General features: G+C 37.8%; 23 protein-coding genes. 18 read left to right on the top strand and 5 right to left on the bottom strand.

Annotated elements, in window-relative coordinates; translation table 11 throughout:
• Window positions 1–17: 17 nt before the first annotated feature.
• From cydS to ACFQ3N_RS19255, 3 genes are read right to left on the bottom strand one after another with little or no spacing between them, the layout of a single operon-like run.
• Window positions 18–134: a cytochrome bd oxidase small subunit CydS gene (gene cydS, locus ACFQ3N_RS19265; protein WP_390364673.1), complete on the bottom strand. Its 117-nt coding sequence runs from the start codon at window positions 132–134 to the stop codon at window positions 18–20.
• Window positions 131–1177 (bottom strand): cytochrome d ubiquinol oxidase subunit II, encoded by a 1047-nt coding sequence (locus ACFQ3N_RS19260; protein ID WP_390364671.1) that lies wholly within the window; start codon window positions 1175–1177, stop codon window positions 131–133. Before ACFQ3N_RS19260 ends, cydS begins: the two co-directional genes overlap by 4 nt.
• Window positions 1174–2478, bottom strand: a complete 1305-nt coding sequence (locus ACFQ3N_RS19255) for a cytochrome ubiquinol oxidase subunit I (protein ID WP_390364781.1) — start codon at window positions 2476–2478, stop codon at window positions 1174–1176. Before ACFQ3N_RS19255 ends, ACFQ3N_RS19260 begins: the two co-directional genes overlap by 4 nt.
• Window positions 2479–2816: 338 nt before the next feature.
• On the opposite strand from ACFQ3N_RS19255, the gene ACFQ3N_RS19250 reads away from it, so the two are divergent.
• The 5 genes from ACFQ3N_RS19250 (at window position 2817) to ACFQ3N_RS19230 (ending at window position 7687) form a co-directional block, all read left to right on the top strand.
• Window positions 2817–3512, top strand: a complete 696-nt coding sequence (locus ACFQ3N_RS19250) for a CBS domain-containing protein (protein ID WP_390364669.1) — start codon at window positions 2817–2819, stop codon at window positions 3510–3512.
• Window positions 3513–3595: 83 nt separating this feature from the next.
• Window positions 3596–4963 carry an FAD-binding oxidoreductase gene (locus tag ACFQ3N_RS19245; RefSeq protein WP_390364667.1) on the top strand — a complete coding sequence of 456 codons (1368 nt, stop codon included), beginning with the start codon at window positions 3596–3598 and terminating at the stop codon, window positions 4961–4963.
• Between the two features lie 136 nt (window positions 4964–5099).
• On the top strand, window positions 5100–6017 hold the full coding sequence (locus ACFQ3N_RS19240; RefSeq protein ID WP_390364666.1) for a DUF7916 family protein: 918 nt from the start codon (window positions 5100–5102) through the stop codon (window positions 6015–6017).
• Between the two features lie 292 nt (window positions 6018–6309).
• The gene (locus tag ACFQ3N_RS19235) at window positions 6310–6594 is read left to right on the top strand and encodes a hypothetical protein (RefSeq protein WP_390364664.1); all 285 of its coding nucleotides are present in this window, start codon (window positions 6310–6312) and stop codon (window positions 6592–6594) included.
• A gap of 658 nt (window positions 6595–7252) precedes the next feature.
• A complete protein-coding gene (locus ACFQ3N_RS19230; RefSeq protein ID WP_390364662.1) occupies window positions 7253–7687 on the top strand; it encodes a universal stress protein in 435 nt (144 codons plus the stop codon).
• 90 nt (window positions 7688–7777) lie between these two features.
• On the opposite strand, the gene ACFQ3N_RS19225 is transcribed toward ACFQ3N_RS19230, so the two are convergent.
• Together ACFQ3N_RS19225 and ACFQ3N_RS19220 are read right to left on the bottom strand one after the other, a co-directional pair.
• Window positions 7778–7960: a Spo0E family sporulation regulatory protein-aspartic acid phosphatase gene (locus ACFQ3N_RS19225; RefSeq protein WP_390364660.1), complete on the bottom strand. Its 183-nt coding sequence runs from the start codon at window positions 7958–7960 to the stop codon at window positions 7778–7780.
• Window positions 7961–8164: 204 nt separating this feature from the next.
• A complete protein-coding gene (locus ACFQ3N_RS19220) occupies window positions 8165–9721 on the bottom strand; it encodes an ABC-F family ATP-binding cassette domain-containing protein (RefSeq protein ID WP_390364658.1) in 1557 nt (518 codons plus the stop codon).
• Window positions 9722–9891: 170 nt separating this feature from the next.
• Between ACFQ3N_RS19220 and ACFQ3N_RS19215 the strand changes: the two genes are divergently transcribed.
• The 13 genes from ACFQ3N_RS19215 to ACFQ3N_RS19155 all read left to right on the top strand — a co-directional run bounded on the left by ACFQ3N_RS19215 (window position 9892) and on the right by ACFQ3N_RS19155 (window position 23852).
• On the top strand, window positions 9892–10359 hold the full coding sequence (locus tag ACFQ3N_RS19215) for a MarR family winged helix-turn-helix transcriptional regulator (RefSeq protein ID WP_390364656.1): 468 nt from the start codon (window positions 9892–9894) through the stop codon (window positions 10357–10359).
• Window positions 10360–10381: 22 nt separating this feature from the next.
• Complete coding sequence (locus tag ACFQ3N_RS19210; protein ID WP_390364655.1) at window positions 10382–11359, top strand: ring-cleaving dioxygenase; 978 nt, start codon at window positions 10382–10384, stop codon at window positions 11357–11359.
• A gap of 128 nt (window positions 11360–11487) precedes the next feature.
• Complete coding sequence (locus ACFQ3N_RS19205; protein WP_390364653.1) at window positions 11488–12969, top strand: alkaline phosphatase family protein; 1482 nt, start codon at window positions 11488–11490, stop codon at window positions 12967–12969.
• A 167-nt stretch (window positions 12970–13136) separates the two neighbouring features.
• Window positions 13137–13982, top strand: coding sequence for a protein-glutamine gamma-glutamyltransferase (locus ACFQ3N_RS19200; RefSeq protein WP_390364651.1), 846 nt, complete (start codon window positions 13137–13139; stop codon window positions 13980–13982).
• A gap of 187 nt (window positions 13983–14169) precedes the next feature.
• On the top strand, window positions 14170–14985 hold the full coding sequence (locus tag ACFQ3N_RS19195; protein WP_390364650.1) for a YitT family protein: 816 nt from the start codon (window positions 14170–14172) through the stop codon (window positions 14983–14985).
• A gap of 178 nt (window positions 14986–15163) precedes the next feature.
• Entirely contained in the window at window positions 15164–16447 is a 1284-nt protein-coding gene (locus ACFQ3N_RS19190) for an IS110 family transposase (protein ID WP_390364648.1), read from the top strand.
• 1003 nt (window positions 16448–17450) lie between these two features.
• Entirely contained in the window at window positions 17451–17897 is a 447-nt protein-coding gene (locus ACFQ3N_RS19185; protein ID WP_390364646.1) for a c-type cytochrome, read from the top strand.
• An 18-nt stretch (window positions 17898–17915) separates the two neighbouring features.
• The gene (gene nosZ / locus ACFQ3N_RS19180) at window positions 17916–19778 is read left to right on the top strand and encodes a Sec-dependent nitrous-oxide reductase (protein ID WP_390364644.1); all 1863 of its coding nucleotides are present in this window, start codon (window positions 17916–17918) and stop codon (window positions 19776–19778) included.
• A 79-nt stretch (window positions 19779–19857) separates the two neighbouring features.
• Window positions 19858–20424, top strand: a complete 567-nt coding sequence (locus ACFQ3N_RS19175; RefSeq protein WP_390364642.1) for a hypothetical protein — start codon at window positions 19858–19860, stop codon at window positions 20422–20424.
• Window positions 20417–21730, top strand: coding sequence for a nitrous oxide reductase family maturation protein NosD (gene nosD, locus ACFQ3N_RS19170; protein WP_390364640.1), 1314 nt, complete (start codon window positions 20417–20419; stop codon window positions 21728–21730). Before ACFQ3N_RS19175 ends, nosD begins: the two co-directional genes overlap by 8 nt.
• A 28-nt stretch (window positions 21731–21758) precedes the next feature.
• Entirely contained in the window at window positions 21759–22559 is an 801-nt protein-coding gene (locus ACFQ3N_RS19165; RefSeq protein ID WP_390364779.1) for an ABC transporter permease, read from the top strand.
• Window positions 22552–23223: an ABC transporter ATP-binding protein gene (locus tag ACFQ3N_RS19160; protein ID WP_390364638.1), complete on the top strand. Its 672-nt coding sequence runs from the start codon at window positions 22552–22554 to the stop codon at window positions 23221–23223. Before ACFQ3N_RS19165 ends, ACFQ3N_RS19160 begins: the two co-directional genes overlap by 8 nt.
• On the top strand, window positions 23220–23852 hold the full coding sequence (locus ACFQ3N_RS19155) for a hypothetical protein (protein WP_390364636.1): 633 nt from the start codon (window positions 23220–23222) through the stop codon (window positions 23850–23852). The genes ACFQ3N_RS19160 and ACFQ3N_RS19155 overlap by 4 nt, the downstream gene beginning before the upstream one ends.
• Window positions 23853–24024: the final 172 nt, after the last annotated feature.

Below are 24024 nucleotides of genomic sequence, written 5' to 3'. Positions count from 1 at the left end.
AATGGCCCTTTTCCTATTTAAAAATCTTCTTGTGATTCTACTACTGCACCGTCCTTTAATGCTGCCCAAAACGCAAGTGCAATCGAGCCAATAAGGACGAGTGGGGGAGCAATAAATATAAAAAAGTCATTCATTTTCTCGAGCGCCCTCCTTCATAATTATCTTTCGATTTACCTTTTACGTAATCTTTATCAAATAAAAATAGTCTCATTAACAGATACAACGAAGGTATAAGTAAGGCAAATCCTGCAATGAAGGCAACAATCAGTGAGATTGCCATCGCTTCATTTGTAAAACTGTCATATATCGTCAGAAACGGATAAAGTAGATATGGATAGTGGGAAATACCATATCCATAAAAAGCAAATGCAAATTGCCCAATCAGCATTATAAATGCCAATCCATAGTTTTTCCGTATCCAGATCAGCCAAACGGTACCCATGAATAACAGGAAGGATACGCCGAATATCCACCACAGATCTAATAGTTGAGCGTAGTGTTCCTGGTTGTGGGAGCGTAATTCAAAAATGATTCCTCCTGCAGTAATAATGGTTGGTAGTGACCAAATTAATGCATATTTTCGCAGTAAGTTTGTAGCATCTGTATCACCTGCTTTATTGGCATACCACGTAAGAAAAACTGCGGATATATACAGTACAGCAGCTAGACTGAGTACGACTATACTCCAGGTTAAGGGACTCGTAAACAACTGCAAGTAATCTAACCTAGGCTCTCCATCAACCATCGAAACAAAGCCACCTTCAGATATCGTTAATACAATGGATAAAGAAGCGGGCAAGAATAATCCAGATAAACCGTACATGAACGCATATCCTTTATGACCTTTAGACCCATATGTTTCAAAAGCATAATAGGATCCGCGGATTGCTAGCAGTATAATCGCGATACTCACTGGGACAAGCAGCGTTGTTCCATAATAAAAGGCAGTTTTTGGAAAGAAACCAACGATCCCAACGAAGAAGAATACAAGAAATACATTAGTCACTTCCCATACTGGTGACAAATAACGCTGAATAATCTTTGTTAATATATGTTGTTTTCCGGTGAAGGAGCTGTATGCATTAAAGAATCCTGCTCCAAAGTCAATGGATGCGACAATGACATACCCAAACAGAAATGTCCACAGTACGGCAATTCCTATGATTTCGTAACTCATGTTTCTCCACCACCTTGTTCAGATAGTTCTTTTTCCACTGGGTTGTTGCGGAACATACGTCTTAGAATGACAACAGTACCCACTCCTAGAATGAAGTATAATCCTGCAAATAAGATAAGCATCAAGTCGACGTGTTCACTGGAGGTTGCTGCTTCAGATGTCAACATGATTCCTCTTAGTATCCAGGGCTGGCGACCAAACTCAGCCATCCACCAGCCTGCTTCAATAGCTAGGATAGAAAGTGGTCCACCCAGTACAAGTAGCCAGCGGAAAGGTTTGGTACTTACAAAAGCCCAACCACGTTTGACACCAATCCAGTAGACAAGTGCTAAAGCAACCATGCCCATACCTATGGTGACCATTAAATCGAATAAATAATGAATAAATAATGGTGGGGTTTCATCTTCTGGAAAATCGTTCAATCCGATTATTTCAGCAGAAGGGCTCCCGTGACCAAGTATGCTTAGTGCGTAGGGTATCTTAATAGCATACTGGGCTTCGTTATCTTCATCTAATACCCCGAAAAGAACAAGTGGTGCATAACCTTCTGTTTCAAAATGCCACTCAGCTGCAGCTAATTTTTCCGGTTGATATTCTGCTAAATATTTTCCAGAGAAGTCACCGATTAATGCAGCAGCAATTGCGAAAACAAGTCCGACTTTCATCGTTAAATAGAGGGCTTTTTTATAATAAATATGATTAGACCCCCTCACTAATCGAAAGGAAGCAATAGAAGCAAGGATAAATGCAGATGTCATAAATGCTGTTACAACTACGTGCGACACCTTAGTTGGTGTTGCAGCATTAAACATGGCATAAATTGGATTTACATTCGTAAAAGCTCCATTAGCGAAGTCAAAGCCTTGAGGTGCGTTCATAAATCCATTAACAGTTGTAATGAAAAACGCTGACATAGCAGCACCTATGGCAACAGGGATTAAAAGCATTAAATGCTTCCGTTGATCTTCAAAACGGTCCCATGTATATAAGTAAATCCCGAGGAAAATTGCTTCAAAAAAGAAAGCAAAAACTTCCATAAACAGTGGGAGAGCAATAACATTACCTGCTAATTCCATAAAGTTTGGCCATAATAAAGAGAGTTGAAGACCAATGGCAGTACCAGTTACAACTCCGACAGCAACAGTGACCACAAAACCACGTGCCCATCGCCGAGCCATTAAAATGTAGTGTTCATCATTTTTTTTGATTCCTACCCATTGCGCGATCATGATTAAGAGCGGAATACCAACCCCGACCGTCGCGTAAATAATATGGAAGGAAAGGGTAAGAAGTGTTAACATTCGGCTTGAAAATACGACATCATCGAAAAGCAAAGCCCATCTTCCTCCTTTATTTATAAATGTGCAGAAATGAGCATACGGAATTCTGCGAAAATAGGTTTAAAATCATTTGAGTGACATTTATCACACTATAATGTAATTCTACCCTAAAAAAGTGTCTAAGGAACCTCATATTTATGACAAATTTCTAACGTTTATGTCAATAATGTGTTTAACGGGTTATTTAATCTTAGAGCTAACCATCCCTAATTAAGACTGCCATGTAAATGCAAGTTCTAAAAGTATGCTATTATTATGGTTGTAGTGTACGGATAATATCATTCGGGAGAGATTCTATTATGCACACCAACTCGGAAAAATTTCTGACGACGTTTACGAGAATTGAAAAAGAACTAAAGTCGATGATGAGCCACGAAGATGCTGGTTTCTCAAGAATGGTGAAGATTTTACGTGATTACAATGGCATCGTAAAACGCTATGGTGATGATCTGTTGGAGTTTGCCGCACTACGAAATGCGATTGTACATAATAAAATTGATATGAGTTACGCAATCGCAGAGCCACATGACTCCGTTGTGAAACGAATAGAAGACATTGAAAGAGAATTAACACAGCCAGAAGAAGTAGTACCTTTATTTGCACGGAAAGTGTATACGTTTCAAGAGACGGAAACGTTATCAAGCTTGCTTAGGGTGGTTCATGAAAAAGCATTTTCTAAGTTTCCAATTTATAATGGAGAGGACTTCAAAGGTCTAATTACTCAAAAAGGGATTACTAACTGGATAGCCTCAAACGTCGAAACAGATGAATTACCAACTATGGAAACCACATTAAGTGAGGTATTACGTTTTGAAGAGAGAGGGAATTATAAATTCATTAAAAGCAATACAGCAGTTTTGGAAGCGGTAGCATTTTTTAGAGAGCAAATCGGCAGAGGAATACGTTTGGAAGCATTGCTTATTACGAGTAACGGTCAATCAACCGAAAAGCCTGCAGGAATTATAACGGCATGGGATATCTTAGAAATTCCTTAACGTTATACATTTTAAAACATATAGATTTATTGTAAAATTCATATAAAGACAATTAAACACATGAAGACACGGGGGAGATTTTAATGAAATTATTAGATGAGTTACAAAAAGCTTTAGCTGAAGATCGCGCGACGACCAATGAGACTATATTGGAACAACATAGTACAGATGAATCTTACCATACAGCACATTCACCAGATATAGTTGTTTTTCCAGAAAACACCGAAGAAGTTAGTGCTGTGATGAAGTTAGCTAATACGTATAAAACACCTGTTGTGCCTTACGGAGTAGGATCAAGTCTAGAAGGTAGTGTCATCCCTTATGAGGGTGGAATCGTAATTGATTTTTCATTGATGAATAAAATTTTAGAAATACGGGAGAGTGATTTCCTTGTTAAGGTGCAACCTGGTGTGACCAGATCACAATTAAACAAAGAGCTGAAAAAACACGGATTGTTCTTCACGGTAGACCCAGGAGCGGATGCGACATTAGGAGGTATGGCTGCCACAAATGCGAGTGGAACAACAGCAGTCAAATATGGAATTATGCGTGATCAGGTTCGTGATTTAGAGGTGATCCTAGCAGATGGTTCGGCTATCCATACTGGTAATATGTCTGCGAAATCATCTTCAGGCTATCATTTAAATGGACTTTTTGTTGGTTCTGAGGGAACACTTGGATGCTTTACGGAACTAACACTAAAAGTCTTAGGAATTCCAGAACATATTATGGCTGCCAGAGCTTCGTTTGAAAGTGTGGATGATGCAGTTAATGCGGTAATTGCTATATTGCAAGCAGGAGTACCTGTGGCGCGAGTTGAACTGGTTGATGATCATTCTATTAAGCAAATGAACCTTTTCAGTGATACATCATACAAGGAAGTTCCTACTATATTTCTGGAGCTTCATGGAAATGAGGCAGGCCTTAAACATGATGTAGAGTTTATGAACGAAATTGTTAATGATATGAATTGTAAGGAAATCGAGTTTGAATCAGATACAGCAGCCCGCAATCGACTGTGGGAAGCACGTCACAATGTAGCATACGCCTTTATTCATGGTCATCCAGGCCGGAAACAGATGGTAACTGATGTTTGTTTACCAATCTCAGAACTAGCTGGCGCCATTAAAGATGCTAGAGAAGCGGTTGAGGAGTCTGGCCTTGCCGGTGGGATTGTCGGACACGTCGGAGATGGAAATTATCATATTTTATTAATGATTGATGTAAATCAACCAGAGGAAATCGAAAAAGCTACCAAGGTTAATGAACGAATTGTTAACTATGCTTTAGCAAGAGGTGGTACATGCACAGGTGAACACGGGGTAGGGATCGGCAAACAGAAGTACCAGGAAAAAGAACACGGATCAGCTCTTGGTGTTATGCAAAATATAAAGCAGGCACTGGACCCTGAAGGTTTGTTGAACCCAGGAAAAATCATTAAGAATAAGTGATAAAGAAAGTAATTTGAATAAATGAAACCACTTCGACTGTAAGCTATCGGAGTGGTTTTTCAGCATGTAAGGAATAGTTAAAAATTCTTTCTTAGGAAACAATAAAAGGAATTCGAGTTAAAAAGGAGCGTAATCATTGAAACGTCTACTAAATTGTACAGCCTCAGATTTTCAAAAAATGAATGGATCACAGTTAACTCAAGCGATAGCAGCTTCTGAGGGGAGGACGATGATAGCTGAGGTGGTTTGTACATCAACTCCAATGTATCCTGGTATAACCAATGCGGAATTTGCTGCTGCATTTGGAGCAGATTTAATTCTGTTAAATCTATTTGATGTTAATGATCCCAACATCGAAGGGATTTCCCTTACAGAAACAGAAAACGTAATATCCGAGCTGAAAAAGTGGATTGGTAGACCTATTGGAATCAACCTTGAACCAGTAGATATGGATGCAAATCAAGCAGAAACGTTGGAAAACCTTCCAAAAGGACGTACAGCCCTACCTGATTCGTTGGAAAAAGCAAAACATCTTGATATTGATTTCGTCTGTTTTACAGGTAATCCTAAAACGGGGGTCACGAATGCGGCTATTTTAAAATCAATCGCACATGCTAAGGAGATTTTTCAGGATGAAATCATGATAATTGCCGGAAAAATGCATGGTGCTGGTGTCAAAACGGAGTCTGGAAGTGATATTGTAACTAGTGATGTTGTAACCCAATTTGTCCAATTGGGTGCGGATATTATTCTGCTTCCGTCTGTCGGTAGTGTGCCTGGTGCTACACTTGAAAAAACAGAGGAGTTAGTGCAAGTAGCTCATAACCAGGGTGCCTTAGCATTAACTGCAATTGGAACAAGCCAGGAAGGTGCTGAAAAAGAAACGATACAACAAATGGCGTTACATAATAAAATGGCAGGTGCGGATGCTCACCATATTGGTGATGCTGGTCTTAACGGAATTTCTGTACCTGAAAATATTATGGCGTATTCAATTGCAATTCGTGGAAAGCGTCACACCTATATGCGGATGGCAACATCTGTTAATAGATAGCTGTGTAATTAAAAGTCCTTTTATAGGTAACGGATTCCGCAAACATTAAAAATGTAACGTAAAACGCCCATCAATTTGTATGTTATTTTGATGGGTGTTTTTTGTTGTTGTAGATGTCTTAAATTTGTATACAGGGTATTCTGAATATTCATGTTGAAATATAAGTAGAGGTTGTGAACGATTACACTCAAATTAACTGGCAGGTTTATTCAATAAGAAGTCACAATAGAAATGGGCATTTACTGTAAACTATAATTAGACAAATAAATGTTCAACTTAAAGGAGGGATTACATGAGGAGATATTTGTTTTCGCTATTCTGTATGGTAATAAGTTTGACACTTTTATTAGGGTGTGATTCGGACCAATCTGCTGAAACAACCGGCTGGGAACTTACAATATATGAAACTGTCAACAACCTTGTTGGAGTAACGATGATTGTAAAGGAAGGAACAGTCTCCTCTACTGGATTGACTGTAATAGTTGAGAATAACTCCGACAAGCAATGTGTCTATGGTGAACCATTTTTGTTAGAAAAGAAAATTAAGGGAAAATGTTCCTATTGCCCTAGAAGATAACTACGGATTTAATGTATTGGCTATGATATAAAATGAAAAGAGCAAAATAGTGATTCGTCGAGTATAAGCAAATTACCGTGTAGCAGGCTTACGCATTACCAGCGGAAAAGAAAAATACTGCCTCTCCGCTATTTAGTATAGAAGTAGAAGTTAGAATAGGAGATTTTATATGGAGTGGTGGGCATGATAGCATTGAAAGCGTGAGCCAATATTCCTTGATGCTGGCGGATTGGCTCGTGAATCATCCCGCAGAGTCCCACTATATAGCGAGGAGCCAAAATACTGCACTCAAAAGTGTACCCTTTGGGCTTTTGCTAAAAAGGTATTTATTGCATTAACAGGGGCAATTGCCCAAGGAGAGCAGTCGCTTTTTGTGCAAACGAGGCAGATGATAGCGAACAAATTTTAAGCGGACTTCAGTGCACTTATTTGTGTCAAAAACAGTGATTTTTAAGGTCGAGCGGACACAGGGGACCTTATTTCATGAAAAAACAGTCTATTATTCCTAGAACTGTTACAAATAAGGTCCGCTGAGTCCGACAACAGCGATGAATATACATAATGAAAGAAAATAAGACCCAATGAGTCCGCAAAAAAGATAGGCTGTCTTAATATTCAAGCAGTGAGGTTTCTATTCAAGTAACGGGGTGCTACTTAGTTGAACAAGAAAATTCTCGTTGCTTATGATGGATCTCTTATGAGCAGACATGCGATTCAGGAAGCTAAGAGACAAGCAGCACACGTATCTGAAACAGAAGTTCACGTCATCACCGTTATAAAACCAACGGGTCCAAAAGCCAATGCAGCAGTAGCACGCAGTATTGAAAACGAACTGGCAGATCATTTTCAACCGCAAATGGAAAAAATCATGAAAGAATTTGAAGCAGAAGCGATACCAATTTTCACGCAGGTTATTTTTGATGACACAAACGAAAACGCAGGTGCAAAGCTTTGTGAATATGCAGAAGATAACAAGGTTGACTTAATTGTAGTTGGTAGTCGTGGTCTGGTAAACATTAAAGGGTTGTTTGTTGGAAGTGTGAGTAAAAAAATCCTAAATCACGCGACATGTCCAGTCTTTGTTATTAAATAAATATCTTCAGCTAAAACCAGCTTAACGGGTAAGCTGGTTTTGTGGTGTAATAGGAAAGTTTATGTCTGAATGCAAATTATTGTGGTTTATTTATTCATGTATCAAACTATTATTTACTAAATGTCGATTTAAAAGATCGTCAAGTTGTTGGCTGCAATTTACTGTCCTTTTATCTGCCAATCCATATTTCATACCTAGTTCAATCATTTCATTCTTTTTAAGGGTAATTGCCACTATTAAATCAGATCGTGTTTGTTCTATTACTTGGTACACTTTTTATCTTCCTCTCATTAATTATCAATGTTATAGGTAAATTGTCTCAAAGACAACAACGATATTTATTATGCTTAATTTCATGAAAATATTCAATAGGTTTTCCAAAAGAAGTCAAAAGATTACAAAATACGACATAGTTTTATAATAGTATAAAAGAGAGGGGCTCCGCAATTATATGGCGAAAAGCCCTCTCTCACGCTGTTAAAATACTTTAGTTGTCCAATCCTCACAATTCCAAACATCTGTGACAATGTCCTGATAGAATTCTGGTTCGTGTGAGATTAGAAGTACACTACCTTTATATTCTTTTAGAGCACGTTTTAGCTCTGCTTTTGCATCCACATCCAAGTGGTTAGTAGGCTCATCAAGTACAAGCAAGTTGGTTTCTTTATTAATTAATTTACAAAGACGTACTTTTGCTTTTTCGCCCCCACTTAACACTTTAACTTTACTTTCAATGTGTTTTCTAGTTAGACCACATTGTGCTAAGGACCGACGTACTTCTTGTTGGGTGAAATGGCGGAATTCCTCCCATATTTCTTCAATACAGGTTCTGTCGGTTGTTTCTTTTAATTCTTGTTCAAAGTAACCAATATGCAGGTTTTCACCTAGTTGGACAGAACCAGAAACAGGATTGATTTCACCAAGGATACTGCGTAAAAGAGTCGTTTTCCCGATTCCGTTTGCCCCTGATAATGCAATTTTTTGACCACGCTCCATCTCTAAGTTAAGTGATCTAGAGAGAGGTTCATCGTAACCGATAACAAGGTCCTTCGTTTCGAACAAGTACTTTCCCGGTGTCCGTGATTCCTTGAAGTGAAACCTTGGTTTCGGCTTTTCTGAATCCAGTTCAATGACATCCATTTTATCGAGTTTCTTTTGACGTGAAGTTGCCAATTTGCTCGTTGCCGCATTCGCTTTGTTTTTCGCGACAAAGGTTTTTAAACTAGCGATTTCTTTCTGCTGTTTTTTATAGGCGGACTCTAGTTGTTGTTTTTTCATATCATGTACGCGAAGAAATTCATTGTAATCGCCAGGATAACGTGTAAGCTGTTGATTTTCCATATGATAGATCAGATTTACAACACTATTTAAAAAAGGTATGTCATGCGAGATTAGAATAAAAGCATGATCATATTCAAGCAAATACTTTTTCAGCCATTCGATATGCTCTACGTCTAGATAGTTCGTTGGCTCATCAAGCAGCAAAATATCTGGTTTTTCTAGAAGTAGCTTGGCAAGCAATACTTTTGTACGTTGACCACCACTCAAATCATCAACCTCACGCTCTAATCCAATTTCATCCAGACCAAGGCCATTAGCTATTTCTTCCACTTTAGCGTCAATAGTGTAGAAATCATTGTTAGTTAGCGCTTCTTGAAGTTGACCGGTTTCTTCTAGTAATTCTTCTAATTCCTCAGGTCCGACGTCACCCATTTTCGCAAAAAGTTCGTTCATTTCTGTCTCGATATCAAACAGGTATTGAAATGCAGTTCTTAGAACGTCACGCATTGACATTCCTTCTTTTAAATCGGCATGCTGATCCAAGTAACCAATTCGTACACGTTTGGACCAAGTGATCGTACCCACATCTGGCTCTAGCTTATTCGTGATTATATTCATAAAAGAGGACTTACCTTCTCCGTTAGCACCAATAAGTCCGATATGTTCGCCTTTCAATAAACGAAAAGAAACGTCTTCAAAGATAGCTCTATCCCCGAATCCGTGCGTTAAATTATTAACTGTTAGTAAGCTCATGTAAAAAACACCTTTTCCTTCTGTAAGTTCACTTTTCCTATTATAAAGGTCTTTGACCAAAAGTGATAGTGGGGAAACGTGGATTTTTAAAAGTTGATTTGTTGACACTAGAAATTAAACTGTTATACAATTATCTCGAATTGAAGATATTTGAAAGGGAATGATAATTTTTGGATAAACAGGAAAACCAACAAATAGAAGAAGAATTATCATTAAAGTTATTTATTGTGTTGTCGCACGCCTTACAGTCCATTAAAAAGCGTGTGGAAGAAGACATAAGAAGCTATGGTCTTAATCCTACTGAGTTTGCAGTTCTGGAGTTAATTTATAGTAAAGGGGACCAACCAATCCAAAAAATTGGTGAAAAGGTCTTGATTGCAAGTAGCAGTATTACCTATGTGGTAGATAAATTAGAAAGGAAAAAGCTACTAAAGAGAATACCTTGTCCAACAGACCGACGGATCACTTATGCGGCAATCACTGCAGAGGGAACAAATAAAATGAATGAAATTTTTCCTAAACATAGGGAAGGTATTCATGAAATAGTTGGTGGATTAGATTCTGATGAAAAAGAATCTATAATTCAACAGTTAAAAAAATTAGGATACTATGCCGAAGAACTTTCTGTCGAAAAATAAAAAAATATTGGAGGAAGATAGCATGAACGAATTAAAAGGTTTACATCACGTAACAGCAATTACAAGCAGTGCTGAAAAAATTTATGATTTTTACACCTATGTTTTGGGGGTGCGATTAGTAAAGAAGACTGTTAACCAAGATGATATCCAAACATACCATTTATTTTTCGCAGACGATGTTGGTAGTGCTGGTACAGACATCACGTTTTTTGACTTTCCAGGCATACCAAAAGGTGTACATGGAACAAACGAAATTTCCAAAACATCTTTCCGGGTACCAAGTGACGCAGCATTAGATTATTGGGTGAAACGTTTTGACCGTCTTGAAGTAAAACATACCGGAATAAAACAGCAATTTGATAAGAATACACTTTCATTTGTTGACTTTGATGACCAAAACTACCAATTGATTTCTGATGAGAACAATGAAGGTGTTCCTGCAGGTAAGCCATGGCAAAAAGGGCCAATTCCTTTAGATTATGCCATTACAGGATTAGGGCCAATCTTTGTTCGTGTTTCTGAATTTGATTATTTTAAGGAACTGATGGAAAAAGTATTCCAGTTTAAAGAAAAAGATAAAGAGGATTCTTTTCATTTATTTGAAGTTGGTGAAGGCGGAAACGGGGCACAAGTAGTTGTGGAATATAATGCAATTCTTCCTCAAGCGAGACAAGGTTATGGGACAGTTCACCATGTGGCATTCCGTGCAGCGAACCGTTCAGAATTGGAGGAATGGATAAACCGATTGCAATCCTTCCGTATGCCAAACTCCGGTTATGTAGAACGGTATTATTTTGGATCATTGTACACGAAGGTTACATCACAAATTTTATTTGAAATTGCTACAGATGGCCCAGGATTTATGGAAGATGAACCATATGAAACACTTGGAGAGAAGTTATCATTACCTCCATTTTTAGAATCAAAACGGGAGGAAATTGAGAAAGCAGTTCGCTCCATTGATACAGTACGAAGCACAAAAGAATTTAGTAAAGAATAGTTGAATAGTTTGTTTTGTATGGCATATCGTAATGGATATGCCATTTTCTATGTATATATATGGTTCTAAATCAAAATATAACATAAGAAAAATATGTATATAGGAATATTTCAGTGAGGATGAATGCTATGGTTCAACACACACAATTAAAGAAACCAGTAATTTTATTGAACATCGATTCACTGATGTCCGAACCACTAGAACAGGCGATTCAAATAGGACGAGCTCCAGCCCTACAATTTTTGATGGAAAATGGTAACTATATCTCTAATATGGTTAGTTCGTTTCCAACCATGTCAGTTACGATTGACAGTAGTCTCTTAACAGGTACATATGCAGATAAACACCACATTCCAGGCTTAAACTGGTTTGATGCTTCTGAAAAAGAGATTATTAACTATGGGACTGGTTTTCGGGAAACGTTCAGGTTAGGTATGCGCCGGTCGATCCATAACATGCTCTATCGATTGAATAACGAGCACTTGAGTAATAAAGTGACTACCATCTATGAGGATTTGGCTGAAGCCGGGATTCCTTCTGCTTCGATTAACTCCTTTGTGTATCGTGGTAACACACCAAGAAAACTACGTGTTCCACGACTGCTCAGCACATTGACCCACTTTGAAGACGGCGAGTGGACAAGTGATGCTACATCCATTTTCTCGCTAGGTACTTTTTCGAAGTTAAGGTCGTGGGGTTTCCCAACCCAGGTTGCTGCCGGAAATTATAAATATACAGCTCGGGAGCTTCGACATTTAATACGTAAGAAGAAACTGCCGGAATTTACGTTTTGTATATTTCAGGATATGGATACCCGAGTTCATTTTAGAGGACCGATGGATATAAAAGGTATTGCCAAAATTGATCGGGAAATTCAAAAAATATTAAATATGTACCCAAGCTGGGAAGAAGCACTTAACCAGAATATATGGATGGTTTTGGGAGATAATGGTCATGCTCCAATGGGTTCCAAATACCGTAAGTTCATCATTGATTTACGCAAAATATTAAAGAAAAACCGTATTGCGCGAATTCAACGTCATGTCCACAAAAAGGATCAACTTGTCATATGTGTTAACCAGCGTATGGCTTATATTTATGTGCTGGACAAAAAACTTCCGCTTTCCACTATTACGGAACGATTAAAAAAAGATAAGCGGATCGATATCATTGCCTGGAAAAAAGAAAACGCTATTCATGTCGAATCCGGTATGCGGAAGGGATCTTTAGAATATAGGCCAAATGGAGAATATACCGATGATTATAAACAAACATGGAGTATTGATGGGGAGTGTGAGTTGTTAGATTTGAACGTGACAAATGACCGCAAATTATCCTATGGCGATTATCCAGATGGATTAGCTCGGTTATATAGCGTCTTACATTCTCACTCGGGTCGTATTATTGTCGTTAATGCTAAACCTGGTTGTGAATTTAAAGCCCAATCAACACCATTCCATCTTGGAGGCGCAGCACACGGTTCCTTACACAAACAAGAATCCCTTGTACCGTTAGTAATTGCAGGAACAAGTCTAAAGCCAGAATTTCCTCGTTTTGTCGATATGAAAGAATATATACTCCAGTTGATTTTGGATCAACATAAGGATTAATCCACCTAAGTGAAAAATACATGATATTAAAACTGATAGCCAGGGAAACTTCTTTAGTCAGGAGTTCCTGGCATTTTTACGCCACTATATATAAATTTAACAAGATTTCCAATCTATTCGAATAGGGTAGTAATAAATGCACTAAAATTGTTAGAAAGGGGTAAATAATGATTCAAATAGCAGGAGTACCTTTTCAACAAAGTGATATGTGGCCAGTTGAAAGTACTGGAAAAATGATTGTTCAATTGATGAATGAATCCCCGTTACTATACGCTTATCAATCCGTAAATGAGCTATCATTTGAACTTGTACTACGAGAAAGTATTATGACAAGTGCACAATTGATGAATCAAGGTGATGCAGAGTTTGCAACATTTGAAACATCCCGGTGTAATCCTCAATATTGGCAACTGACCATGTTCGGAGGATTTCAGCTTAAGCCAAACGTAAGACCAGCAGATGCAATCAATGACATATTCCTGAATAGTTCCCTGTATGCATTTGAATGTGCGGGAGCAATGCTCATTACCTATTATCACGCAGTATTACAAAATATTGGTGAATCTTCTTTTAATCAATTATTCTCTAACCTCTTTATATATAGTTGGCATTCTGACCCTGACCTCGGAATACATCTCTCTTTCTCGAACAACTTTCTACCAGGAGATGTGATCTATTTCAAGAATCCAGATTTTGATCCTCAAGCTTCCCAGTGGAGAGGCGAAAATGCTGTTGTTTTAGGAAATGGTCTATATTTTGGTCATGGACTGGGAATATTGACATCCGAGGGAATTATTGAATCACTGAATAGTGTGAGGAAACCAGGTGCAACCAGGTCTGCCTACCTAACAGATACAATAGCAAGACCGTCGTTTAAACGATTACAAAGGGTCTCGATGCAGCGGGATTACGTCTTGAACAAAATCCAATTTGTTATCATTACTCACAATGAAAGCTCCATTTCATATGACCGATATAAGCGTTTCCTAGATCAGATTTATAGGGGTGTTTAAGATCAAAATGCAAATTAAGCAATTAAAGAAGTAACCGCTATCCATTAATTATGGGGCGGTTACTTCTTTTTTCGTCGGTTAAACTATTTACAAGAAATATTTTCAAAACGATATTGACTTTTATTTTAATGACCACTAGAATTCAATAAGTGTTTTTATGAATGTACTGGATTGGAGTGTGATGTACATGTATCACCTATATAAATATGCTGTAATATTTGTATTTTCGATTGTCTTAGGGTTTGCTTTTAACGTATTCTTGCTCCCGCATGAAGTGTTAACAGGTGGAGTAACAGGTCTTGCGATGGTTTTTGGTCTACTTACTCCCTTAAACTCAGGTATTTGGCTTGTCATTTTAAATATCCCTATTTTAATTATTGGCTGGATGAAGTTAGGGAAGGAGTTTATATGGAACAGTATATTTTCTGTTCTTGTTACGTCACTTTCCATGCAGTATATCCCCATCGTTAAGATTACGGATGATGCACTTTTATCTGCTGTTTTCGGAGGAGTTATTGCAGGTATAAGTGTTGGCTTTATTATACGATTCTATGGTTCTACTGGAGGATTTGATGTCATTGGACTTGTTCTTACCCTTAAACGTGATATCCCGTTAGGTGGATTAATTTTCGGATTAAACAGTATTGTTGTGTTTGTATCTGGGTTCATATTTTCCTGGGATCTAGCTTTATATACGATGGCCTCAATCTACATTACCGGAATTCTTATCGACCGTGTCCATACACGGCATATAAAATTAAGTCTAATGGTAATAACAACTCGAGGAGAAGAGGTAAAGAATGAGCTAATTAAAAATCTAATTCGGGGTATTACCGTTATCGATGGGCAAGGCGCTTATTCTAATACTAACAGTAAAGTACTATATACAGTTATTACTCGTTATGAACTGGCGATAGTTAAATCACTGATTACAAGTACCGACCCTAAAGCGTTTGTTAGTATTAGCGAAACGGTTGAGGTTATAGGAAACTTTAGAAGATGAATATCGAAAAGAGGAAGGGTTCGCTACATTAGCGAGCTCTTTTCTTTTTGGCAGATAAGAAAGCATTCCTGTAATAAAGTAAAATGAGGATTGAACAAAAAAAGCCCCCTTGGTATGATACGAGGTGTCCACAGCTGATCAGCAAAAATGGACCCTTAAAAAACCAAGGAGGACTATCATGAATTATAAACAAAATGAAAAGATCTTACAACTAACAGACAAAACATTAATTATTGGAGTTGATATCGCCAAGCAAACTCACGTTGCACGTGCACAGGATTTTCGTGGAGTTCAATTTGGAAAACCATTATACCTTGAAAACTCAATGGAGGGTTTTCAAACGTTCAATCATTGGATGAATGAATTAACTGCCCAGCACAAAAAATCTGATGTTATTATCGGTATGGAGCCAACGGGCCATTACTGGCTGCCATTAGCTTATTGGCTAATGGAAAAGCGACTCAAAGTAGTCGTTGTAAACCCAGCACATGTTAAAAAGTCAAAAGAGTTGGATGACAATTCACCAACCAAAAATGATGTAAAAGATGCCAGAGTCATTTCACGCTTAATCCAAGACGGACGCTATTCTGAACCCCATCTACCAGAAGGGATCTATGCTGAGCTCCGCGAAGGCATGAACATGTATGAGCAATTAATGAAAGACCTTCAGGCCGTACAGGGGCGCGTTCATCAATGGATTGACAGATATTTCCCAGAATATACAACAGTCTTTGCAAAATGGGAAGGACAATCATCGATACAAGTATTAAAAATGGGCATGTTTCCGGATGAAATCGTGGAAACAGATGAAATGACAATACTTACGGAAATCCGTAAAGAGGTTAAAAGAGGAGTTGGATTGAAAAAGGTCCGACAATTAAAGGAGATTGCCCGTCATTCTATCGGTATCCAGGAAGGTAAAACCATGGCAAGGATGAAAATCAACACATTGATGGATCAGTATACCCTCCTTCATGAAAAAATTAGTGAAGTGTGGGAAATGATAGAAGGATTAACAAGCACCATTCCGGGTGTAAAGGAAATGACGGATATTAAAGGGATAGGAGATATCACGATAGCCGCATTCTTGGCAGAAGTAGGTAATTTAAATGATTACAATCATCCAGAACAGATCATTAAGTTAGCAGGGTTAAATCTAAAACTGGCAACGTCAGGAAAATGGAAGGGCAAAACAGTCATTACCAAAAGAGGCCGCCCAAAGTTGCGCGCACTGTTGTTTAAAGTCATTCTGCCATTAGTCAATCATAACCCCGCGTTTAAAGCATTACACGAGTATTTTACGACAAGAAAAGAAAATCCGTTGAAGAAAAAACAATCATTGATTGCACTGTGTTGTAAGTTAATTCGAATTTTGTTTACCGTAGGTAAGAAACAAGTAGCATTTAGTCCAGAAAGAATGTTAAATGATATTCCACATTTTCAATTACAAAGTGCAGCTTAATAACAATGTCACTAGTTTAACGAAGTTTTAAGAAGTTCATTTTATAATAGGATTACCAATAACATCTGAAGCACGGAGCAACCGGCAAATTTTTATACAATCGGGCAATGACCCTGTAAGAAAGCATCGCCGGCCCCCACTTCATGGATAGACCGAACGAAGGAATGTATGCGCAATTGACGCTGTGAGATGTGGGAGGGTTTGTCACCATGAGTATTGTGGGAATAGAAGGTGCGATTATAGCAGTATTAATTTCCATTTTTTTCAAAAAGAGAAGGATGGCTTATTAAGTGCACCCTTCTGCATTAAATTTTGTTCGTATACCAATTAAAGCGTTATTAATAAATCATAAATAAAATAAAATCCTAAGAAAAACAAAGAAAACAAGAGAAAACGTTAGTATGTAGAGGGAGTATAAAACTTCCTTATCTGCATAAGTGCAACTAGGCCATTCGCTATAAAGGCTTGGCGAATGCCAAGTTTTCTAACTAGTTAACTTGAAAGTTATGTATATTTATCCACAAAATCAGCCACGTCTAGCTTCACGTACAGGACAAGGAATGCTTCGACTACGAAACATCGTACGAAGAAAGAGCAAAATTCTTTTTCCCTTTACAATTGAGACATAAGCAGTTCGACACCGTATTATTAAGACATCTACACTACGCAACCAGCTTATACTTGTCGTGTCTTTATAGGGTGCTTCTAGCTTTTATTCACAGTTAGCAACTAAGGCGCACGCCTAAGGGGTGGTGATAAGCAAAGTTTCTAATTTCTTAGTTTCACCTGCCCATTAATCCCTAACCACTAATCCCAATTCAACTCTTAATTACTTCAAAAGTGTGATAGTTGATCACATTTTCACAAACTTCTCACGATCTAGTCACTGAACGTTGATAATCTATTAAAAGCAAAGTGATATAAATCACAGGTAGAGGGATCTATCGGGAATAGGCTAAATATATGAAATAAATACTTCATTTCTAACGAAGGAGGGATCAACATGAAAGTTAATATTCTTATTTTTATAATTGGGTTTATTGCAGCATTTGCTAGTGGATATTTAATTTTTGATGGACCAGAGCAATCGGCAGGATTAACAGCTAGTGAAACACCTTCAGATGCAGAAGAGGAAGAGCAGCAGTATGAAGGAATTGACAGTGCGGATTCTGAAGGTGCCACAACCATTCCTGTTGAAGCAGAAGCATTAGGTCAAAACAATTGCTTATCTTGCCATGCTGTTGAATCACTTGGCGCGGAGGGTGGAACAACTGGTCCAGATTTGTCACAGGCATTTAACGATGTGGAAGGAAAGCACAGGAAGTCATTGGATGAATTTTTACAGGAACCAACATCTGCAGTGATGTCTACAGTTATTGCGGATAATCCTTTAGAAGATGATGAGCGTAAACAAATAATCAAAGCACTACAAGAAGCAGCGGAAAATTAAATAGGAGGTGGCCTTATTATGACTAAAAATCGAATTATATCAGGTGTTTTAGGAGTTATGGCAGGTTTATTGGTAACTGTAATTTTCTTTGCAGATTTTAATCAGTCGGATAATACAGCGAATGCAGATAATAAAAGTAATGCACAAAAGGTCTATGTTGCACCAGGAGAACATGATGATTATTACTTAATGGCTTCAGGTGGTCATTCTGGGCAGTTGTTCGTATATGGATTACCGTCAATGCGATTAATACGACAGGTGCCGGTGTTTAGCCCGGACCCGGCAACTGGTTATGGGTTTGACGACAAAACAAAAGAAATGCTAAATGGATATAAATGGGGAGACTTTCACCATCCATCTATTTCTGAGACAGATGGAGAATATGACGGGCGAGCTCTTTTTGCTACAGATGTTGGGAATAACCGTGCAGCCTATGTGGATTTGGAAACGTTTCATACGACAGACATATTAGAAATCCCCAATATCGCAGGTCCGCACTGTGCGGCATTTGTAACACCAGACTCTGAGTATTTGTTCCTGCCAACGCGTTTTAGTGTTCCGTTGGGAGATGAGTTTACTGGACTGGATGAATATAGCGAGAAGTATAAAGGCGTTATGTCTGCGGTTAAACCAGATTTTGAAAACAATACATTAGAAGTTGCTTATCAAGTGATTTTACCACCTTGGGCATATGATCTTTCTGATGCTGGTAAAGGTGCTTCAGATGGTTGGGGATTCCTCTCAACCTATAATACAGAGGAAGCAACAACTACATTAGAAATTAATGCGTCTAAAAACGACCGTGACTATATCGTAATGTTTGATTGGGAGCAAATTTCTGAGGAAGTCGAAGCTGGAAATTATGAAGAATTAAATGGTACTAAAATGTTTGATCCAATAGAACATCCTGGGTCCGTATACTTAGTTCCTGCTCCTAAATCACCTCATGGAGTTGATGTAACACCTGATGGAGCGCATTTTATTGCAAATGGAAAATTATCACCAACAACTACTATGTTTAGTGTTGAAAAAGCATTTGAAGCAATTAAAAATGAGGATTTTCAAGGGGAAGCACAAGGGTTTCCAGTTCTCACGTATGAAAGTGTAGTCGATAAAGAAGTTGAAGTTGGCCTGGGACCACTTCATACACAGTTTGATGATAAAGGAAATGCATATACTACCCTTTTCATTGATTCACAAGTTGTTAAATGGAACTTAGAATCTGGAAAGGTAGTTGATAAAGAAGAGGTATCCTATTCACCTGGACATCTTGCAGCAGTTGAAGGGGATACTGCTAACCCTGGTGGTAATTGGCTCGTTTCCCTAAATAAAATTGCAAAAGATCAATACCTTTCCGTTGGTCCATCCCATCCAGAAAGCATGGACTTAATTGATATTAGTGGTGAAACAATGGAAGTGGTGGGATCTGCACCATCTCAACCAGAACCACATTACGCTCAAATTATTAATGCAGACAAAATTAAGACAACGGAAGTATTTGAAAAAGATGAAGGTCGTGAGAATGCCGTTTGGAATAAGGAGGATGCACATATTGAGCGAGACGGGGATGACGTTCATGTATATGGAATAGCAATGCGTTCTCAATTTGTTTTTGATGCAAACTCCGAAAGTCCTGATGCTGTAACGGTTAAAGAAGGAGATACAGTTCATTTCCATATTACTAATATTGATAGAGATCAGGATATTACGCATGGCATGGGAATAAATGGATATAATGAAAACTTTGAAATTCAGCCAGGCGAAACGAAGACATTGACAGTTGAAGCGGACGAATCGGGGACGTTCCCAATTTACTGCACCAATTTCTGTTCAGCGCTTCATCAGGAAATGACTGGATACTTACTAGTCGAACCTGAATAAATTTGAATAAAATTCAGAAAGGTGTAGCCACTGGTTGTTTACACCTTTCTAACCATTTAAGAGAGGGAGGGGTGAGGACATGAGACGTATAAGTATCAAGGGAATCATTGGACTTATTGTTTCGGGTGGACTCTTCTTAGCATCGATTTATCTACCGTGGTGGGCATTACGGTTAACCGCCCCGCAGTATAAAGAAGGACTATATATATGGGTCTATCCATATAAACTGGAAGGCGAGATAAACATTATAAATTCGCTGAATCATTATATAGGCATGGAAAATTTCGATGAGGCATCATTTCCGGAACTTGCCTATCTTCCCTATATTATAGGAGTGGTTGCATTAATTACAATGGTTGTTGCGCTCATACGTAGCCGCAAAATTTTAGCCGTTTGGACAGGAATTGTAATGATCCTTGCAGTGGTTGGAATATATGATATTTATCATTGGCTAAGTACATTTGGTAAAAACTTGGATCCAGCTGCTCCGATTGAAATTGAACCATTTATTCCACCAATTATCGGGACAAATCAACTAGCAAACTTTGAAACACTATCCTTTTTTTCATATGGAGCCATACTCGTTGGAACTGCTATATGCCTGTTATTACTTGTTTTATGGATGGGAAAAGAGCGTTATGAATAGAAAATTCGCAGCTGTACTGATTGGGTTATTCATGTTCGTTTTGTTTCCTGTGAGTATTAATGCAGAGGATGCACCTTCGATAAAGCAATTACTTGAAGAAGCTTCGAAAGGTGATGTTATTCAACTGAAAAATCATGTTTATGAAGAGGATGTCTTGATTAACAAAAAAGTAACAATAAAAGGAGCAGATGAAACGGTTATTAAAGGGACAGGAAATGGTGATGTCATAACCCTTTTACAAGATGGAGTCACGTTGGAAAATCTAACAATTACAAACAGTGGGTCGATTTTAGATTATGACTACGCTGGAATAAAGATCCATTCTGATGAAAACAACGTCATAGATAACAAGATTGAAAATAGTCTTCATGGAATTTATTTAAATAAATCTATTGAAAATAATTTGATTGGAAATACAATAACGGGAAATCAGACTATAAATCAATCGCGTCGGGGTAATGGTATCCATCTGTTCCACTCCTCAAGAAATAAAATCAAACAAAACATGATAAATGCAGCAAGAGATGGAATCTACTTTTCATTTGCTGAGCATAACCAAATAGATAGAAATCACATTACGAACAATCGTTACGGGCTTCATTATATGTATTCGGACTACAATGATTTTTTTCAAAATCAATTCTATGAAAATGTTGGTGGAGCGGCCATCATGTACTCGGATTATATTACGTTAAAGGAAAATAAGTTTTATGATCATCACGGACTGCAATCATTCGGAATACTTCTGCAAACAAGCAATGATATAGAATTGACAAACAATCAAATTCATTTTAATCAAAAAGGAATTTTTATGGATCAATCCAATAGAAATGTCATAAAAAAAAATCAAATTACCAATAACCGGATTGGCCTCGATATATGGGCGAGCTCCGTTGATAATACATTTACAAACAATCTTATTTCTCAAAACAATCTCACATATAGCTCAAACGGTGGTCAGGACCGAAATGCATGGAGCGAGAATGGAATTGGAAATGCATGGTCTGACCATAATGTAGTGGATTTAGATCAAAATGGAATCGCTGATAATCCCTTTATTTATGCTCCCTCCTATGGAAAGGTATTATCCGATCAGCCACTAGGTGCGTTGTTTTTGGATAGTCCTGCTTTACGTATATACGAAAAATGGAATCAACTAGTTGGTGTAGAAGACGGAAAACTGAAGGATCCAAACCCAATCCATGTGAAGCAGAAAACGCTATCCTCATTTCTATATGAATTACTGATAATCTTAATAACTGCGGGTTGCTTAGGGGTACTATACAAACGATTTAAACACGTGTAATAACAGAAAAGAGGCGATGGAATTGGTAATGATTTTAAAAGAATGGAAAGAATTTTATCGTAGTTCTCTACTCGTCATGACGTTTGGTCTTGTTGTGCTATTCGCTTGGTTTATTTTATTTCAGTATCGCGGGATGGATGTCCCTGTCTCATTTCGAACAGGCTTAGTACCAATATTTCAAACCTCATTATACTTTTTGCCTCTTTTAGCAACTGTTTATGGCGCTTTTTCCATGGTACTAGAAAAAAGCCAACGGACCTTGCCTATATTGCTGGCTAGAGGTATGACGATTCAGCAATTTGTTTTGCAAAAATTTCTTGCGTTGTTTTCAGCGTTTCTGCCAACAATAGCAACCGCCTATCTCGTTGCTATGATACCTGCAAAATTGGTTTTCGGAAGTATATCCATAAAAGAATTTGCACTTTTTATATTCTCGATAATTCTACTAACAGCTGTTTTTATCGCTATCGGCATTCTACTGGGTGCAATGATTAATCAAAAATTGACTTTAATTGGAGCTATTATCGGAATTTGGTTAGCACTTATTTATTTATTTGATCTTTTTCTCATGTACTGGTTGCCGTCAGTTTCTATGAATGATATAGCGGGATTTTCCATCATTTACTTTTTATCACCAGTGCATGCAGTCCAATATTTTCTGTTTGTGGAACTAAATGTTTATAAGCTTTCTGATTTAAGTGTCATTTACGAACAGTTTACGTTCCAGTCCACGTGGCTCGTTTTAATCAGTAATGTCTTGTTTTGGATTGGGATAGCAATTTGTGGGTCCATCTATGTATTAAAACGAAAGGGTGTCTCTCATGATTAAGATAGAAAATGCGACACAAATGTATCACTCGAACATAATCTTTGAACAAGTTAATTTTACAATTGATCGAGGCGAACGTGTGGCCATTGTTGGAAGAAATGGAGCTGGTAAAACAACTTTACTGCATGCACTAGTCGGCTTTTCCCGGTTAAAAGAAGGTAAGATCTCAATTGATGGAAAAGCTGTTCATCAACCGGCAGCATGGAAAGGAAAGCTCTCTTATTTACCTGAAAAATTTCAGTTATATTTACAGCTTTCTGTGGTGGAAAATGTGCAATATGTTGCTGATACGCTACGCATTCCTAAAAAAGAAGTAGAAGCAGTACTTAGACATACGAACATGTGGGATTACAAGGATAAACGTATTAGCCAAGTATCAAAAGGGATGCTGCAAAGGGTTGGATTAAGTGTCGCCCTTTTAGGAAAACCGGAGTGGGTTGTACTAGATGAGCCAACGTCAGGACTCGACCCTTTTGGAAGAAATGATATTTTGAAAATTATGGAAAATATAGGAACTTCTAACAGAAGCCTTTTATTTACAACCCATCATATGAATGAAGTAAACAAAATCGCTACACATGTTTTATATTTACATGATAAAAAGATTATTAAATTGGACGCAAATACATTTTTAGAACAATTTGAAAGGAGCATCTCATCGTGAAAAAATGGATGGTACTTATTCTATTATCATTTATATTATTTGGATGCACACAGGCTGAGGAAGCAGAAGAGCAGGAAACAGACGTATCAGATGAGCCTCCAGTAACGATAAAAAATATCAATCCTGAAGTAGAAGGGATAGTCGCACAAGTGGATGGTCATGAAATATTAGGCAAAAATATACAGTATGAAATGAAACGTCTTGAATTAATTTCTGTCCTACAGGGAGATGAAAACGAAGAAGAAGCAAGCTCTCCAAACGTAGCATTGCAGGAAATAATTCGAAATCATATGATTCATAAAATTGCCCGTGATGAAAATATTACAGTAGATGAGTCTGAACAACAAAAAAGAGTGGAGGATGTTCGACAGGGTGTTGAATCCAATGATGGATACGCCCGCGTTATGAAAGGAATCGACGAGGAACAATTTTGGTCCAGAGAAGAAGAGAGGTACGAACAGATAGTAGAAGCAGAAAAACTAATTGTAAAATTAATGGAAAATGTTAAAAAAGAGCATCCAAACTATGATGAAAAAGCGCTACGATTTGATGCACAGGAAGATTTGGATGAATTAATCCAACAAGAAGTAGTAGATGCCACAATTGAAATCTATGAAGAGGAAGGGTAAGTCAATCCTAGAAGAAGATTTTCTGTTTATTACAGAAGGTCTTTACTTTTTGGCAGATGAGAAAGTATAAGAACTTTCTTAGTTGCATAAGTGCAAATAGGTTATTCGTAATAAAGGCTTGCACTCCAAAGTATAAGGGCTTCTAAGAAAGCTAAGTACGCTTACCAAGAAT

The organism is Virgibacillus byunsanensis, from assembly GCF_042675965.1.
GTDB lineage: Bacteria > Bacillota > Bacilli > Bacillales > Amphibacillaceae > Virgibacillus_R > Virgibacillus_R byunsanensis.
This window is presented reverse-complemented; position numbering and strand designations above follow the sequence as displayed.